This window comes from Paraburkholderia fungorum (assembly GCF_003610895.1).
GTDB lineage: Bacteria > Pseudomonadota > Gammaproteobacteria > Burkholderiales > Burkholderiaceae > Paraburkholderia > Paraburkholderia fungorum_B.
The window spans coordinates 199,773-215,008 of record NZ_MCAS01000034.1; the positions used below are offsets into that span (position 1 = coordinate 199,773).

General features: G+C 63.1%; 12 protein-coding genes. 2 read left to right on the forward strand and 10 right to left on the reverse strand.

All coding sequences use genetic code 11. The annotated features are described in order from the left end of the window. Nucleotides 1-30: 30 nt before the first annotated feature. Nucleotides 31-798 carry an ABC transporter ATP-binding protein gene (locus tag BCY88_RS27520; RefSeq protein ID WP_120347313.1) on the forward strand — a complete coding sequence of 256 codons (768 nt, stop codon included), beginning with the start codon at nt 31-33 and terminating at the stop codon, nt 796-798. Nucleotides 799-850: 52 nt separating this feature from the next. On the opposite strand, the gene BCY88_RS27525 is transcribed toward BCY88_RS27520, so the two are convergent. The 6 genes from BCY88_RS27525 to BCY88_RS40470 all read right to left on the reverse strand — a co-directional run bounded on the left by BCY88_RS27525 (nt 851) and on the right by BCY88_RS40470 (nt 8,132). Beyond that, nucleotides 851-1,828 (reverse strand): SGNH/GDSL hydrolase family protein, encoded by a 978-nt coding sequence (locus BCY88_RS27525; RefSeq protein ID WP_404935737.1) that lies wholly within the window; start codon nt 1,826-1,828, stop codon nt 851-853. Between the two features lie 532 nt (nt 1,829-2,360). Next, entirely contained in the window at nt 2,361-3,995 is a 1,635-nt protein-coding gene (locus BCY88_RS27535) for a TolC family protein (protein WP_120347316.1), read from the reverse strand. After that, entirely contained in the window at nt 3,982-6,084 is a 2,103-nt protein-coding gene (locus tag BCY88_RS27540) for an FUSC family protein (protein ID WP_120347317.1), read from the reverse strand. The genes BCY88_RS27535 and BCY88_RS27540 overlap by 14 nt, the downstream gene beginning before the upstream one ends. Further along, a complete protein-coding gene (gene mdtN / locus BCY88_RS27545; RefSeq protein ID WP_120347318.1) occupies nt 6,065-7,114 on the reverse strand; it encodes a multidrug transporter subunit MdtN in 1,050 nt (349 codons plus the stop codon). The genes BCY88_RS27540 and mdtN overlap by 20 nt, the downstream gene beginning before the upstream one ends. After that, nucleotides 7,111-7,440: a hypothetical protein gene (locus BCY88_RS27550; RefSeq protein ID WP_120347319.1), complete on the reverse strand. Its 330-nt coding sequence runs from the start codon at nt 7,438-7,440 to the stop codon at nt 7,111-7,113. The genes mdtN and BCY88_RS27550 overlap by 4 nt, the downstream gene beginning before the upstream one ends. Before the next feature lie 140 nt (nt 7,441-7,580). Further along, nucleotides 7,581-8,132, reverse strand: a complete 552-nt coding sequence (locus BCY88_RS40470; protein WP_259461532.1) for a hypothetical protein — start codon at nt 8,130-8,132, stop codon at nt 7,581-7,583. Here BCY88_RS40470 and BCY88_RS27555 point away from each other — a divergent pair. Beyond that, entirely contained in the window at nt 8,131-8,733 is a 603-nt protein-coding gene (locus tag BCY88_RS27555) for a hypothetical protein (RefSeq protein ID WP_259461533.1), read from the forward strand. The two genes, BCY88_RS40470 and BCY88_RS27555, sit on opposite strands and share 2 nt — an antisense overlap. Before the next feature lie 135 nt (nt 8,734-8,868). Here BCY88_RS27555 and BCY88_RS27560 read toward each other — a convergent pair whose 3' ends face one another. From BCY88_RS27560 to BCY88_RS27575, 4 genes are all read right to left on the reverse strand, one after another. Then, nucleotides 8,869-9,888, reverse strand: coding sequence for a DMT family transporter (locus BCY88_RS27560; protein ID WP_120347321.1), 1,020 nt, complete (start codon nt 9,886-9,888; stop codon nt 8,869-8,871). 31 nt (nt 9,889-9,919) lie between these two features. Continuing rightward, nucleotides 9,920-10,549 carry a TetR/AcrR family transcriptional regulator gene (locus BCY88_RS27565; protein WP_120347322.1) on the reverse strand — a complete coding sequence of 210 codons (630 nt, stop codon included), beginning with the start codon at nt 10,547-10,549 and terminating at the stop codon, nt 9,920-9,922. Nucleotides 10,550-10,673: 124 nt separating this feature from the next. Then, the gene (locus tag BCY88_RS27570; protein ID WP_120347323.1) at nt 10,674-13,325 is read right to left on the reverse strand and encodes a fused MFS/spermidine synthase; all 2,652 of its coding nucleotides are present in this window, start codon (nt 13,323-13,325) and stop codon (nt 10,674-10,676) included. 156 nt (nt 13,326-13,481) lie between these two features. After that, complete coding sequence (locus BCY88_RS27575; protein WP_120347324.1) at nt 13,482-15,164, reverse strand: arylsulfatase; 1,683 nt, start codon at nt 15,162-15,164, stop codon at nt 13,482-13,484. Nucleotides 15,165-15,236 lie beyond the last annotated feature (72 nt).

The window sequence follows — 15,236 nt, forward strand, 5'->3', positions numbered from 1 at the left end:
TACCCGCAGTCAAGATGGAGTGTATTGAGCATGTATAAGCTGATTGTCGACGATCTGCACAAGAAGTTTGGTGACAACGAGGTGCTGAAGGGTGTGTCGCTCAAGGCAAAGGCCGGTGACGTCATCAGTATCATCGGGTCGAGCGGCTCGGGGAAAAGCACCTTCCTGCGGTGCATAAATTTTCTTGAGCAACCTTGCTCCGGACGCATCACCGTCGACGCGGAGGAGATTCAGACGAGCCGGGATAGAAAGGGCGCATTGCAGGTGAGCGATCGCAAGCAACTGCAGAAAATGCGCGCGAAGCTATCGATGGTGTTTCAGCACTTCAACTTGTGGGCGCACATGACCGTGCTCGAAAACATTATCGAGGCACCGGTCAGCGTGTTGGGTTTGAGCCGGGCCGAAGCGCAGACGCGTGCCCGCAAGTACCTGACCAAAGTGGGACTCACGGCCAGTATGGAGAACAAGTATCCGTCCCATTTGTCGGGTGGTCAGCAGCAGCGGGTGGCCATTGCACGCGCATTGGCCATGGAACCTGAAGTCATGCTGTTTGACGAACCCACTTCGGCGCTCGACCCGGAACTGGTCGGCGAAGTATTGAAAGTCATGCAGGCGCTGGCTGAAGAAGGGCGCACGATGATCGTGGTCACGCACGAAATGGGCTTTGCCCGCAACGTATCGAATCACGTGGTCTTTCTGCACAAGGGCAAGATTGAAGAGGAAGGTGATCCGCAAGACATCCTCGTCAATCCGAAAAGCGAACGGTTGGGGCAGTTTCTCTCTGGCAGCCTGAAATAGCGCCGCGCACACACAAGGTCAGCCAGGTCATTCTGCTGTCCTTGATGATCGCTCAGTGTCCCAATCCGCTCTGGGCGATCTGCTGTTCGACGTACTGAGCGAACAGCGCATGCAGATGCGTCGTCGGATGCAGGTCGTCGGCGAACATATAGGTCTGGTCGGCATTGGGCGTCACGTAGGTGGCCGGTGAACACAGCAACGCCGTGTCATCTGGCGTTTTGGCGGGATCGCAGGCTTGCGCGGTGTTTGTCACGGTGAAGCCGTTGGCCTGATAGTTCGCGATGATCTGGTTGACCCACGTGTAAGCGTCGACCTGGATGACCTTGCCTTGCAGGCCGTTGGTCTGCAAGGCAGCATTCAGGTCCTCATTGAAAAGTTGCGATACCTGCGTCAGATTGGCCCCGCCGTCGGGCGAGCTGATGCCTTTGGGCGACAAGCCGATATTCGGCACGTTGACCACGACCACGTGCGTGGCGCCGTTCTGAACGATCTGCCCGACAAGCTGCGCGAGGGTGGATGCCGCCGTTTGCACGATCGGCGTTGCAGCCGACAGCGAACCGGCGCGCAGCACGTCGTTTGCACCGGCCCAGACCAGCACTAGCTGATTGGCGTTGAAGCTCCCGTGCGCGCTCAGATAACTCGACACCTGCTGGGTGACCGGCATTTCGACATTGCCGATCACGTCGGAAAGAAAGTCGTACTGATTTGCGGGCGTTGCCACGGTGGAGCCGCCCTCTGCGTAGCCGAAACCGCCTTGCGCACTCAACTGATGGCCGAGGTCGATCGTAAACGCGGCGCTCAATGAGCCGCCGTAGTACTGCGCGACGTCCTGATCCCACACTTGCCCCGGATTGGTCGTGAAACGCCCCCCGCCTACCACGCTGGCAATCGGCGCATAAGTGCCGACGTCCGACAGGCTGTCGCCGAATGAGACCACTTGCAGGCTGACACCGCCCGGCGGCGTGCTCGTGCTGCTGCCGCTACTGGAACTGCCTCCGTGCCCGCCACATGCGGCAAGCAGTGAAATCATTGCGGCAAGAATTGCAATACGTACCGTGTGTACCGTGTCGTGGGTTGCTCGCATAGCGCCTCCGCAGCGGGTCGCCCGGGCAGATGCCCGCACGCGGCGGGTCGGGTTCCCGCCTGGCCGTCGCGCTCGTGACGCTTTGCGACAGGTACCATCGAGAAGCAAAAAACGTGCACCGCCGGGGAACGGCTATCGATGCAGCCACGCGCTGCGGGTGTCGGGCCGAGGTACTTACTCGCGCCTGTTTTTGCGTGTCTGCAGATTTTTCAGAAGGCTTACCGCTCTGACGTCCCGGACTTCGCGCACGTTCCGTACGTCGGGCACGTCATGTTTGTGTTTATCGAGTGCCTCTCGCAGTATCTGCAGACCTCGCTGATCTTGCTGTTGATCCCGGCGTTGATCTTGTGCGCCGCGTTTTTCACGCATGAGCCCGGTCTTCGCAATGATTACCGCGATCCAGCAACACGCACATAGCAGTACGACAACCACCGCTGAAAAGCTCATGCTTTCTTCATCCTTTCATGCGCCACGCGACTCAGCCATTATCCCGCATCGGAATCGACTCGATCGATCCGGTCGCCAGCGCGAGCGCGGCTGCCGCAGCCAATGCACTGCTGTAACTATCCGCGTCCGCGTTCTTCGCCGCCAGCAATTGATTCTGCGCGAGCAGCGCGTCGGTGATCGAGCCGACGCCTTGCCGATAGGCGTCGAACGCGGCGTCATAAGTCGTTTGGGCTGCGGCGAGCAGTTCTTTCGCCGCTGCCTGCGCGGCAAGGCTCGTCTGCAGCGTATTCTGCGCAGCGACGATTTGCCGGACCGCTTCTTCGCGGCTTCGAGTAAGACGCGTCGACGCGCTGTCGGCGTCGTTGCGCGCCTGCGCGAGCACCGCCGATCGCAGGCCGCCGTCATACAGCGGAATCGTCACGCCGACGATCACGCTGCCGCCGTAGCGGCCGCCGCTCAGATTCACGGTCGGCAGTTGTTGACCGATCGCGGGAACCGCTGAAATCGATGAACTACCGGTGTTATATGCACCGTTTGCCGCGAGGAATATCTTCGGCATGAATTCCGATTCGGCCGCTTTTACTTTCGCAAGATTGACTCGCTCTGCCGCATAGGCGCTCAACACATCCGGCCGCCTCGCGATTGCGCTCGATACGATCTGGTCGATCGAATCGTTCGTCATGGCGGGGAGCGTGTGCGCCGGCATCTCCGCGATCCTGGGTTTGGACAGCGGGGAAATCCCCATCGCGGCAATCAGCGCGAGATAGCTGTTGCTTTCGGCGCCCTGGGCCTGGACCAGCGCGAGCTTCGCTTGCGCGCGGTTCTGGTTGGCCTGCGCCACTTCGATGACCGTGCCGATACCGTGCTTGTAGCGCGACTGCGCCGCGGCCAGAATCGCTTCGGCATTGCCGAGCCCTTGCTGTGTCGTGACGATGCGGGCGCGCGCGGCCTGGTACGTGTAGAACGCGACGCTGACGTCGAAAATGACCTGTTGGTGGACCGCGGTGAAACCGATGTTCGCCACCACCGATGCTTGCGACGCCGCTTCGACACGCGCGGCGCGTCCGCCGAAATCGAACAGCAGCCATTGCAGCGCGACCACTGACGTCATGCCGTGCCCGCTTGCAGTCGACGACGAATCGCCGAGCACGGACGTCTCCGAATTATGAAGACCGGCGTATTGCCCCATCGCCGCAACCGACAGTCGTGGAAGGTACGCGCTCTTCGCAATGCCGGCCGCGAGCGCCACATTGCGCGCGTCGTTCCACGCGATGCGGGTCAACGGATTCGCCGATTCCGCGAGATCGATCAGTTCGGGCAGGTCGTAGGCGTGCGCCTGGTCGAGTGCGGGCGGAGGCGGCACGGCGGCGAGCGCGGGGTTCGCGGGAAGTTGATAGCCGCGAGCGGCGTTGGCGGCGTGAGCGGCGTTGAGCGATGAAGCCGAAGCAGCCGAAGCAGCCGAAGCAGCCGGGCTAACCGGACTGGCTGCGCTAGCTGAACCCGCAACGGCCGCAGGTCCCGGCACAATGGCGCCCGCCGCGTCCGTTTGCGGTTGCCACGGTCGATCGGGGCTGTCAGGCGCCATGTCCAGCGATGACGTGGCGCAGCCGGCCAAACCCGCTGCGGCCAGGATCGCCAGTGCGAATGAAGGGTTATGCCGGCGCATGAGTGGCGAGTCCCTTCGCTGCGTCGTTCAACGCAGCGTGTTCGAGTTGAGTGAGGCGTGAGTCGCCGAGATGGTGCAAGGCGGTGCGTGTGTCGTCGCCGACTGTTGTTTGCGGCAAAGCGGCATGGGGGGCGACGGGTAAAGCCGGGTCCTGCGCGGGCGGCAAAGCCGCCTCAGCAACACCGCTTTCGCCTGGCGATAGATCAGGCTCATCCACGACCTGCTTGAGCCAGCCTTCAATCGCGGCATCGCCCGGTCGACGCTCGGCGAGCAGGAACATGGGGCCTTCGAGCGCATCGAGCCTCGCCAGCGCGCTGCGGCGTGCGGCGATCCACTGTGCGTCAGGGCGGACCCAGGACGGCTCGTAGTGCATCAGCGCGATGTCCTGTTCCAGCGCGCCGCGTTGAGTCATGGCGCTCGCGGCGAGTGCCCGGCGCGCCACGGCATCAGGCAGCGCCGCCAGCCGCGCCCATTGCTGCCGCAGCGCGGCGAGCCCCGAGTCGACACGCGCGGCCACAGTGACCGGCCACACGCGCGTGAAAACCAGATAGACCACCACGTTGCCGATCAGGATCCCGATCGTGCGATCGCGCGCGAGCGTCAGATCGTAGCCAGGCGCCGCGCCCTGCAATATGCACATGAAGAACACCAGGGCGATCTGGAAGCCGGCATACGCGATGCGTGGCGAACCGAAAGCGACCCACGCCGACAGCCATGCACCGATCAGCACAAGCGTCATCAAGCCGGCGACGGAGGTCAGCACCGGCGTCACGAACACGATTGCCGCGATGCCCAGGACGGCGCCCACGAGACACCCGGCGATCCGCAGCGTCATCTTCTCGACGGTTTCGGCAGTGGTGCCGAGCGACACCATGTAAACCGTGATGAAGCAGGTATGGATGCCCGGCCAGTTGATCTGCGAATAAAGCAGATAGCAGAACATTGCCGCTACCGTGGTTTTCAGCGCGTAGCGGATGTGATCGGGATTGCTAAATGCATCCGGAAGGAAGAACCCGCCGCGCTTGCCCGCGGGTGGCGGCGTGGTTTTGACTTCGCCTTGAGCTTGAGGTTGCGCTTCGGTTTCGACCTTGCTTTCACTTGCTCCATCGGTTTGCGTTTCGGCCACGGCGAAGCGGGTGATCGCATCGTGCATGTCCTCGGCGACGATCTTTGCCAGCGGCGTCAGATCGATTGCGCGAGGCAGGCTGAGTTCGATGTCGACCGGATAGCCGCCTGTCTCGAGCATTCGGGCCATGTTCCCGAGCGTTTCGGCAATCGGCGCGGCGAACGCTGCGGGCAGCCGCGCCGATGGTTCGCGCGCCGCCAGATCGGCCGCGACCAGGATCGTCAGCGTCGACGACACCGCTTGCCTCAGCGGCGCGACATCGGTACGCGCCGACGACCCGTCGACGACCGAAAGCTTGAGCCACGTGCCGATCTCCGCATCGCCCTCGCGCAGGCACGCGCCAAGCGCGGCGGCAGCCGCTTCGGGTTCGGCGAGGCTCTGCGCCGCGAGCCGCAAACGCTTCGCCAGTTCGCGGCCGGCGAGCTGGCGCGGCGACGGTGCGATCAACAGGTTGACGCCGATCGAAACGCCGATCGGGATCGCGACCATCAGCCATGCGTAGAGCAGGGCGCGGGTCGCCACTTCGCCGAACGGGACGCTGCCGAGTTCGTCGAGTGCAAAGCCGACGATCATCGCGATGATCGCGCCCACCGGCCGCAGCTTGCTCGCCGAGGTCACGAACAGGAGACCGAACGATAGAACCGCGATGCACGCGACCCGCCACATGGGATCGTCGAGCGCGAACATGGCCACGACCATCACGAGCGCGATGATCAGCGTGACGAGCACGAGCAGGGCCGAACTCAGCACCACGCTCAGGACGCGGTCGGGCCGGTTCAGAAAGAACACGACATAGGCGGAGATCGCGGCTTCAGGCGTGCCGTATGCGCTCGTCACAAACGCCGTCAACGCGCAGATCAGCGCGATGCGGGCCGCCATTGCCGCGCGCCCTGGATAGGGCGCGAGCAGCTTCAGGATATCGGCGGGGCCCGGTCGGGCGAGATCACCGGCAGGCTGCGCCATGCCGGACCTCGACTATCGCACTTGCACCGATCCGCACCAGCCGGGCAGCCGGTTCGTCGAGCCGCACCCGCACGGGGAAGCGCTGGGCGACCCGCACCCAGTTCACGGATTGCTGCACGATCGGCAAGGTGCGCGGCAGGTTGATCCGGTCCGAATCGGCCACGCCCGCGCTGATGCCGACCACCTCGCCGCGAATCGCCTGGCTGCGGTCGATCATCGAGTAGACGGTCGCACAGTCGCCCGGCTGGATTCGCGCGAGCGCGCCTTCCCGGAAGTTGGCGACAGCGAACCATTCGTCCGCGTGGACGAGCGTGAAGATCGACTGATGCGGCGCGATCGTTTCGCCCGCCAGCACCGACAGCCCCGTGACGAAGCCATTCTGCGACGCGCGCACGACGGTGTCGTCGAGGCCGCGCTGCGCGAGCGCGACAGCGGCCTCGCGCGCATGCACGGTGGCGACGGCACCCGCCTCGTCGCCGATCGTCTGCGCAGTGGCCTGCTTCTGCTCATTGGCCTGCTTGAGCGACAACGCCGCGTCGTGCTGCGCGACCTGCGCCTGATCCAGTTGCTGGACCGGCACATAGCCCTTCGCCACGAGCGGCGTGAGCCGCTGCACGGTGCGTGAGGCCAGTTCGTAGTTGTGTGCCGCCTTGCCGGTCTGGTCGCCGGCAATGACCGCATTGGCGCGCTCGCCGACCAGCGACCTGCGCCGTGTTTCGAGCGCGGCGCGAGCCACTTCGAGATCGGCCTCGGCTTGCGCGAGCGCAAGCCGATAAGGCACGGGATCGATCTCGAACAGCACGTCGCCCTTTGCGACCCGCTGGTTCTCCTGCACCGGCAGCCGGATGATCCGGCCGCCGACCGGCGACGCGACGTGGACGACGTCGGCGTCGATCGTTGCGTCATCGGTCGATGGGAACCGGTTGGTCCGGTCATAGCCATACCAGGCTACCGCGACCCCGAGTACGACGATCACGCCCGCGATCACGCGGCCTTTGACGGAGGCCTGGCGCTTGCCTGCGATTTTCATAGGAGCTGTCCTGTTCCCGAAAGCCAGAAGAGCACGGCGACCGTCAGGCCGATTGCCATGCAGACGGAGAGCTGATACGGGACGATCCGCACCCATCCCGTGGAGACGAAGATCCGATGCGCGATGACTGCGCCGATGAACCCGACTACCGCGCTCAATAACCAGAGCGGGAAATAAGCGCCAAAGATTTCATACGACGGCGCACCGCGCTGTGCGCACCCCTGTAAAGAAAGGCTGAGAGCACCGACGGCCGGGATGGCCGGACGAGACGGCGCGCGGTGCACGAGCGAGGCGCGGACGCCTCCAGGACTTTGCTTGAGCGGCATTGCGGCGTCACGAGATGAGTGAATGCGTTAGGGAAGCAACGGGATCAGGGGCACTTTACCAGCGCGCCCGTTTCGTTTCGACTCTTTCCCGTGCCCCGGCATGGTGCGCCGGCCATTGCCAGTCATTCACCGGTTCCAGATCATTGATATTCATACACATATTCGCATTTGAGGCGAATGAGTGCTATGCGTTGCGAATAATAGACCTCGTGCCAATACCGGTGTGAATCGCAAAAAATGCTTTTCGTCAAGCCTGCATTATCGGCAAGCAATTCTTCAGTAAATGTTAAAGACTTTTCTTTTGCTGCCGTATACAAGATGGCGCGATTTTGCGCAGGGTAAATCGAGATCCAACCAATCATTTTGCGGCATTGAGAGTCCGCACTCTGAACTAATAAAATGAAAATGAAATCAAAATCACTTCTACTCGTTTCAATGCTGGGTTCATTGACGCTGGCTGCGTGTGGCGGCGGGGGCGGCGGCGACAGCAGCACGCCGACCCACCAATCGGCCAGCACACCGGCCACCGCGAGCGCACCGGCCGCGGCCAGCGCACCCGCGGCTGCGTCCACGCCGGCACCGGTCCTGACCGGTGAGGCCCTGCCGAGCCTGACGTCCCCGCAAGCCGGCTCAACGGCTGCCACCGGCAACGGTTCCGAAGGGATCTGGACGCAATCGGTCTCAACCAACATGACGGCCTTCCTGGACCCGGCCGGCAACTTTTCCTACCTCAACGGATTGTTCTCCTTCGTCACGGGGACCTTCTTCGGGACGATCTCCACCGCGGCGTCGAACTGGGCCTTGACCACCGGCTTCGAGACGTTCAGCAGCATCAGGTACACCGCCAGCCTGGGAAGCGGCACGATCGCCGCGAACCAGACTTTCACGGGCAGCTATTCGGCCAACGGCAGCACCGTGAATCTCGCGCTGAAGTACGACCCGGCGAATGCGCTCGCAGTCACCCAGTCGAGCGTGGCGGGCACGTGGGCACAAACGTCGACTTCGATTACGGTCGACAATGCCGGCGGCCTCAGCGGCACGATTCAAGGTTGTGGTGTCACGGGCACCCTGGCATTGACCACGCCGGGTTCGAGCAAGAATCTGTACACGATGACCGTGACGGGCACGACGAGCACCTGCACCTTGAATTCGGGCGCGACCTATACGGGGAATGCGGCAATCACGTTCCTGCCCGTTTCTGGCAGCACGACGTTGTACAAGCGAACCATCGTCTATCTGTTCAAGGCGGCTGATAACTCGGTGATCGGCTACGGTCAACTGTCGAAGCAATAAGGCGGTTCCGGGCTGCGGCGCGCGTGGGCGCGCCGTGGCCCTCGGTGGTCCATCCGGCAGCACCCAGGCCGGCTGCATCGGGCGTCAAGGTAGCCAAGGCGCCCGTTCGACCCCGGGCAGCCCGCGTTCGGCGCACTACCTTTGCTGCACAGGTGGTCGAGCCTGACGCCGCAAATAGATATTGTTGAAAATCAGCGCGGCGCCCGTTATGCATGCGCCTATGATCTGCCAATGTCCCGGCACCACGCCGGTCAACGAAGAGACGACGAAAGTCGTGACAGGCAGCACGTCCATGAACAGAACGCCATTGAGCGGGGTGAGAATCCTGTTACCCATGTTCCAGAACAGGATCGCGATAAAACCGGCGATCGGACCCATATAGAGAAGGTGAGGGACGATTGCGCGCAAAGCGCCTGCCGATGGCACCGGCACAACGTGAAGCGCGAATAGCAGAACATTCAGGCTGATAATCGTGGAGAGTCCGAGCCAGGTGGTTATGGTCGTGTATTTGAGTGCGGACCAGTTCTTGAAGTGGGACGCACTGAAGGTGTATATCACCCAGCACAGCGCGCCGAGCACGATTAAGGCATTCGCCGAATAATGCTGCGGTTCACGCAGAACGGCCGCGATATCCCCTTTTGTCACCACAAGCGAGACTCCGGCGAACGACATCAGGATAAATAGAAAAGAATAGAGCGGTGGCCGGCGTTTGCGCACGATCGAATTCACGAGCAGGCCCATCATCGGCTGTGTGGCCATCATGATCGAAGCCGTCAGCGCCCCTTCGCGTCCCGCCAGTTGTTGCCCCAGAAAGACGAAAGATCCGAATCCGCAAAAGCCGACCGATCCGAGCAGCCAGGCCAATGCCAGCGATTCACCGTTTGCCTTCAGCGCGCCTCTTCCTTCCTTGACCAGCAGCAGGACAAGAAACGCAGCGCCGGCAATCAGGTATCTGAGCGAGGTAAACGTGAACGGGTCGACATGCACGAGAGCGCTTGTCATCACCGGAAACATGATGCCCATCAGGATGGTCGCCATCACGCAAAACGCGACGCCCTTCCAGTAGCCGCCACGAATCGATTTCCCAGCCGGGCTGGCAGATTGAGTGCCCGAACCTGGCGCCGATGCGGTCGCAAATTCGATGGATTTATTCATGAACGATCATTCCAGAAATGGGCAAAATTTTTTAGACCAGCGCTCGCATCGTCATGTCGACGATCGACACCAGCTCGCTCTTACTGACATTCACTTTCCCTAGTACGCGCAAGCCCTGAACCATGCAGAGCAGGAAGGTGCCGACAGACTGCTCGTCGAGCCCAGCGTTGAATTCGCCCGCTTGCTGGCCGCGGACCACGGCGGCGACAAGGTGAGAGGCGATACGTCTCAAGGTGGTTTCGATATGGGGGCGTAAAGCCTCGTCGGCCGGCAACATCTCGATCGCGGCGTTCGTGATGAGGCATCCATGGCGTCCCGACAGTTTGCTGGCGACCTCGGTGTAATGAAGCAGGGCCTCGCGAAGTGCTTCCCGCGGCGGCAGATCGACGGCTAACCGTTCTTTCAGGCGAGCAATGGCGCCTTCCGCATAACGGTCGAATGCGGCGACGAGAAGCCCATGCTTATCGCCAAACGTGCTGTAAAGGCTGGCCCGGAAAAGGCCGGTCGACTGACATAGGGATTCAATCGACGTGGCATGGTAGCCCTGCTCCCAGAAGACTTTGCCGGCAATTCCGGTGACTTCGTCAAGATCGAATTCACGCGGCCGCCCACGCTCGGACAGCGCGGTGGCGGGGCGGGTGGAAGAAGGGGTTCGTTTCATGGTGAGAGGATATTAAGACTGATCGTTCTGAAATTCAAGTGCGATCAGCACGGAGTCGAAAGATAACGTGTAATGAAGCGCGCGTGGCCCGGCTCACGCGCGCTTACAAGCGCTTACACGGCGCCTAGCTGGCGTCGCCGATGAGCCACCGGTAGTAAGCGTTGTCCGGGTCCGCGCGTACGGCGTCGCCGATGTCCTGCGCCCATGCATCCCGATCGCCTTTGTAGGCATCCAGTCCGGCCGAATAGAAGCTCTGCAACCCGTTGCGCGAGTTTTCCATGGCAGTGCGGAATGCTTCGTCAGCGCCTTGCAACGGCGGGGCTGTGCGAAGCGCCAGCAGGTGGGTCAGCGTCGCCGGGAATGCGTCCTCGCGAACCCATGTGGCGTATTCGATGCGCGGCTGGTCGTCCGTGACCGGCTGCGCATCCGCGGCGTAGTACGCGAGGCCGGCGCGGTCGGTGATCCAGGTGGCCAGCAGCGCGGCCGGCGAGGCAATACCCACTTCGCGCAGTGCCGCCGCGACCTGCGGTTGCGCGAAGCGCGCCTCGATTCGCGGTACGTCCAGTTCGAGCGGCTGCATTGAACCGACCAGCATCATCTCGTGCAGCTCCGTGGTCCACAACGCGGCGTGCGGAAACACCTGGATGAAGCTCTGGATCAACGAGCGCGTGTCCTCTTCATTCTGCGTCGGTAACGGCAACCATTGCGCGACGATGCCGCCTTGCTGCAGACGCGTTGCCGCGAGGCGGTAGAAGTCCGACGAGTACAGATTGGCGACACCGGCCGCCGACGGCGGCGGCGGTTCGAGCGTGATCAGATCGTAGCGTTCGGTATTGCGCAGCAGTTCGCGCCGTCCGTCACGCATCCGGATGTCCATGCGGGCGTCCGTGCTCATCGCGTAGTTGCCCTTGAACTGCGGCGCGGCACGCACAACGGCCGGCAACAGTTCGGCGACCACGCGATGTTCCAGCCCCGGCCAGGTGAGCAGCGCGCCGCCGGTAATGCCGGTGCCGAGTCCGATCACCAGCGCCGTGCGTGGTGTTTCGCGATGGATGATCAAAGGCAGCAGCGCCTGCAGGCGCATGTATCGGCGCGACGCCATCGTGTCGCCGGAGTTGGAGACGCCCTGGATATAGAGCCGCCGGAATTGCCGCTGGCCGGCATGCTGTTCGACCACAGCCACCGTGCCGCCCGCGCTCTCTTCGTAGAAGCTCAGATTGCCGCCGCGCGATTCGGCGAGGAGGGTGGCGAGCCGGTCGGACGGCGTCGCGATCACAACGGCGAGCGTCAGCACGGCGAGGAACGGCACACTCCAGCGCGCGAGCCGCCGGACATCCGGGCCGCGCAGCACGGCGGCGAGGCCCACCGCGCCCGCCAGGACGGCAAGCGCCGCGAGGGTGTGAACGAGGCCTAACTGCGGCACGAGCACGAAACCGGTCAGCAGGGTGCCGGCGATCCCGCCGGCGGTATTGAGCGCCACGACCGCGCCGACGTCGCGCCCCGTATGCCGGTTGTCCACGTGAAGACGCAACGCGAACGGGAATGCCGCGCCTAACAGCAGGGTGGGAACGAAAACGATGCACAGGGCCGCTACCGCGAAGCCCGCGCACATGGCGGTCAACAGGCTGCCGGTGGCGCCGAATGCGGCAACTCGCGCGAGGCTTTGCCAGTGCAGCAGCCCGTTGCCCAGCACGGCGACTTCCAGCAGCGCGACCAGTCCGGCCGATACGATCAGTGTCGCAAACGCGCCCCACGGATCGCGCGTCCGGTCGGCATAACGCGACGCCAGGGCGCTGCCGAGCGCGAGGCCCAGCAGGTAGGTGGCCAGCACCACGGCGAAGGCGAAGCTGCGCGTGCTGATGAATTGCACGATCACTTGCGACCACACCACCTCGTAACCGAGCGCGACGCCGCCGGCGATGGCGTAGAGCGCAAGCGCGAAATGGACCTTCGAGGCAGTCACGGGAGCGGATGACGACGCCTCATGCGCGATGTCCGCAGAAGATGGGCCCACCGGCGTGAGCGGCGCGGACCACTCGACTGCCGGCACCAAAGCCTGCTTGCTGCGTCCCAGCAATGCGGCGACGAGCGCGGCGCCGGCATTTAGCGCGGCGGCGGCGCAGGCGCTGCCCAGCACACCGAGCCATGGAATCAGGACAAAACTCGCGGCCAGCGTGCCGGCAATCGCGCCGGCCGTATTGGCGGCATAGAGACGGGCGCCAGAGCGGCCCACCTGGGCGGTGGCGGGGCGCAGCGCGCGCATCAGCACCGGCAGCGTGCCGCCCATCAGGATGGCGGGCAAGCCGACCAGCGCGAAGGGTATCGCCCAGGCCAGCGGTCCGATCCGATCTTGCAGCGAGGCAAACGGCGCCGCGGCATGCGGCAGCATCCATGTGCTGGCGAGGGCCAACATCAGCACGCCCGCTTCGAGTAGCGCGTAGAGGCGCAACGGCCGAACCAGCCGGTCGGCCAGCTTGCCGAAAACCCAGCTGCCCACGGCCAGGCCTGCGAAAAAAGCACTCACGCCGGTGGTGACGGCCTGCACCTCGACGCCGACCACCAGCGCGAGTTGCTTGATCCACAGAACCTGGTAAATCAGCGACGCCGCGCCCGAGGCGAACAGAAGCAGCAGCGGCCAGGCAATCGGCAAGTCTGCCGCGTTGGCGGATTCTTTCTGAGGCTCCGGCAAGTGTGCATCGTCGCGACGCTGCGCGCGTTCATGTGCCCGCCGCTCGCGGCGTGGACTTTTGGCACGGTTGGCCAGCGTTTCAGTCATGGGATTGATCTGCGTCGGGAGGGTGTGAACTGATCCTGATTGGCCTGGCGTAGCGCGACGTAGCGCGATGTGGCCCGATGCGGATTGCGCGCGACCGGAACGTTGCGCCCGCCGGCCGAAGCCGGCGGGCGCAACTGCACGACATCACACGACGTCTTACTCGAGTCCGCGCTTCTTGAACGACTCGTCGATCTTCCTGTCGACCTGCCGGCGCACACCGTCCACGCTGAAACTCGCGGGCCGCTGGCTCGGCGGATAGTCGACGAAGGTCTGCAGGAACGTCGACGCTTTCAAGGTGGCGATGCCGTTCAGATAGACATTCTTCGTGACCCAGTCGTTGTACTGATCCGAGGTGATGTCCGCCCGTTCATAAGGATCCATGCGCAGGTTGAACAGCTTCGGCAGACGCAGGCAGACAAGTGGGTCCTGCCAGATATTCAGGTTGCCTTTCGCGCGCTGCTCGCAGAACACCGCCTTCCAGGCATTGCCGTCCTGATCCCAGCGCATGGCCACCAGATCGCCGTCGTCGTCGAAGTAGTAGAACTCCGTGCGTGGATCCTTGGTTGTCTGTCCGGTCAGGAACGGTAGCTGGTTATATCCGTCCAGGTGATTCTTGAAACTCGCGCCGCCCGCCTTGGGCGCCCATCCCTTCAGGAGCCGGTCCTTGACGTTGGTGTCGCCTGCTGCGGCAAGCAGCGTCGGGAACCAGTCGAGCCCGGAAATCATTTCGTTGGACACCGCTCCCGGTTTGATATGACCGGGCCATCGGATCATTGCCGGTACCCGGAACGCGCCTTCCCAGTTGGAGTCTTTTTCGCTGCGGAAGGGCGTAGTCGCCGCGTCCGGCCACGAGAACTGATTCGGTCCATTGTCGGTCGTGTAGATCACGATGGTGTTGTTCGCGATCTTCAGATCGTCCAGCAGTTTGAGCAGTTTGCCGACGTCCTGATCGTGCTCCCACATGCCGTCCGCGTACTCATTGCCGGGCATGCCACTCTTGCCTCTGAACTCGGGCCGCACGTGCGTGAAGACGTGCATGCGCGTGTAGTTCATCCAGACGAAGAAGGGCGTGCCGGTCTTGGCCTGCTTGCGGATGAACTCTTCCGCGTGGGCACCGGTTTCGTCGTCGATGGTCTCCATGCGTTTGGCCGTGAGCGGCCCGGTGTCCTGCACCTTGCCGTCCGAGGTGCTGTGAATCACTCCGCGTGGCGAGAAGTTCTTCACATAGGGGTCGTTCTTGTCCTTCGGCCAGTACGGGCGTTCGGGCTCTTCTTCGGCGTTCAGGTGATACAGGTTGCCGTAGAACTCGTCGAAACCGTGATTGGTCGGCAGGTACTCGTTCTTGTCGCCAAGGTGATTCTTGCCGAACTGGCCGGTTGCGTAGCCGAGCGGCTTGAGCGCCTGGGCAATCGTTATGTCGGTCTTCTGCAGACCGACCGGTGCGCCAGGCGCGCCGACCTTGGAAAGCCCGGTACGCAACGGCGTCTGTCCTGTGATGAAGGACGAACGCCCCGCCGTACAGCTGTTTTCAGCGTAGTAGTCCGTAAAGATCATCCCTTCGCTGGCAACCCGATCGATGTTCGGTGTCTTGTAGCCCACCACTCCCCGCGTATACGCACTGATATTTGCCTGCCCGACATCGTCGCCGAAAATCACGAGAATGTTGGGCTTGGCCGAGGTCCTGGCGGCCGGTGGCGGCGCGCTCGTCGCCGCGGGTTTGGCCGGCGCGGGCGTCTGCGCGGGCGCGTTGATGGATGGAAGAATCAATGCAGCGAACGCGGCAAGTGCGACGACTGTCGCCCCGGCTGCATAGCGCCCCTTTCGCAGGAACTTTCTCATCGTGTCGCTCCAATGGAGTTGACTTCGGTTCACCCGTTACGCGTTCCTTGCGCGCGGGGTTGCCTCGCAGCG

Excerpts from the sequence above, each read along its gene's own strand:
- BCY88_RS27520 (WP_120347313.1), top strand. The coding sequence starts at position 31 with ATGTATAAGCTGATTGTCGACGATCTGCACAAGAAGTTTGGTGACAAC.
- BCY88_RS27525 (WP_404935737.1), bottom strand. The coding sequence starts at position 1,828 with ATGATTTCACTGCTTGCCGCATGTGGCGGGCACGGAGGCAGTTCCAGT.
- BCY88_RS27535 (WP_120347316.1), bottom strand. The coding sequence starts at position 3,995 with ATGCGCCGGCATAACCCTTCATTCGCACTGGCGATCCTGGCCGCAGCG.
- BCY88_RS27540 (WP_120347317.1), bottom strand. The coding sequence starts at position 6,084 with ATGGCGCAGCCTGCCGGTGATCTCGCCCGACCGGGCCCCGCCGATATC.
- mdtN (WP_120347318.1), bottom strand. The coding sequence starts at position 7,114 with ATGAAAATCGCAGGCAAGCGCCAGGCCTCCGTCAAAGGCCGCGTGATC.
- BCY88_RS27550 (WP_120347319.1), bottom strand. The coding sequence starts at position 7,440 with ATGCCGCTCAAGCAAAGTCCTGGAGGCGTCCGCGCCTCGCTCGTGCAC.
- BCY88_RS27555 (WP_259461533.1), top strand. The coding sequence starts at position 8,131 with ATGACGGCCTTCCTGGACCCGGCCGGCAACTTTTCCTACCTCAACGGA.
- BCY88_RS40470 (WP_259461532.1), bottom strand. The coding sequence starts at position 8,132 with ATGTTGGTTGAGACCGATTGCGTCCAGATCCCTTCGGAACCGTTGCCG.
- BCY88_RS27560 (WP_120347321.1), bottom strand. The coding sequence starts at position 9,888 with ATGAATAAATCCATCGAATTTGCGACCGCATCGGCGCCAGGTTCGGGC.
- BCY88_RS27565 (WP_120347322.1), bottom strand. The coding sequence starts at position 10,549 with ATGAAACGAACCCCTTCTTCCACCCGCCCCGCCACCGCGCTGTCCGAG.
- BCY88_RS27570 (WP_120347323.1), bottom strand. The coding sequence starts at position 13,325 with ATGACTGAAACGCTGGCCAACCGTGCCAAAAGTCCACGCCGCGAGCGG.
- BCY88_RS27575 (WP_120347324.1), bottom strand. The coding sequence starts at position 15,164 with ATGAGAAAGTTCCTGCGAAAGGGGCGCTATGCAGCCGGGGCGACAGTC.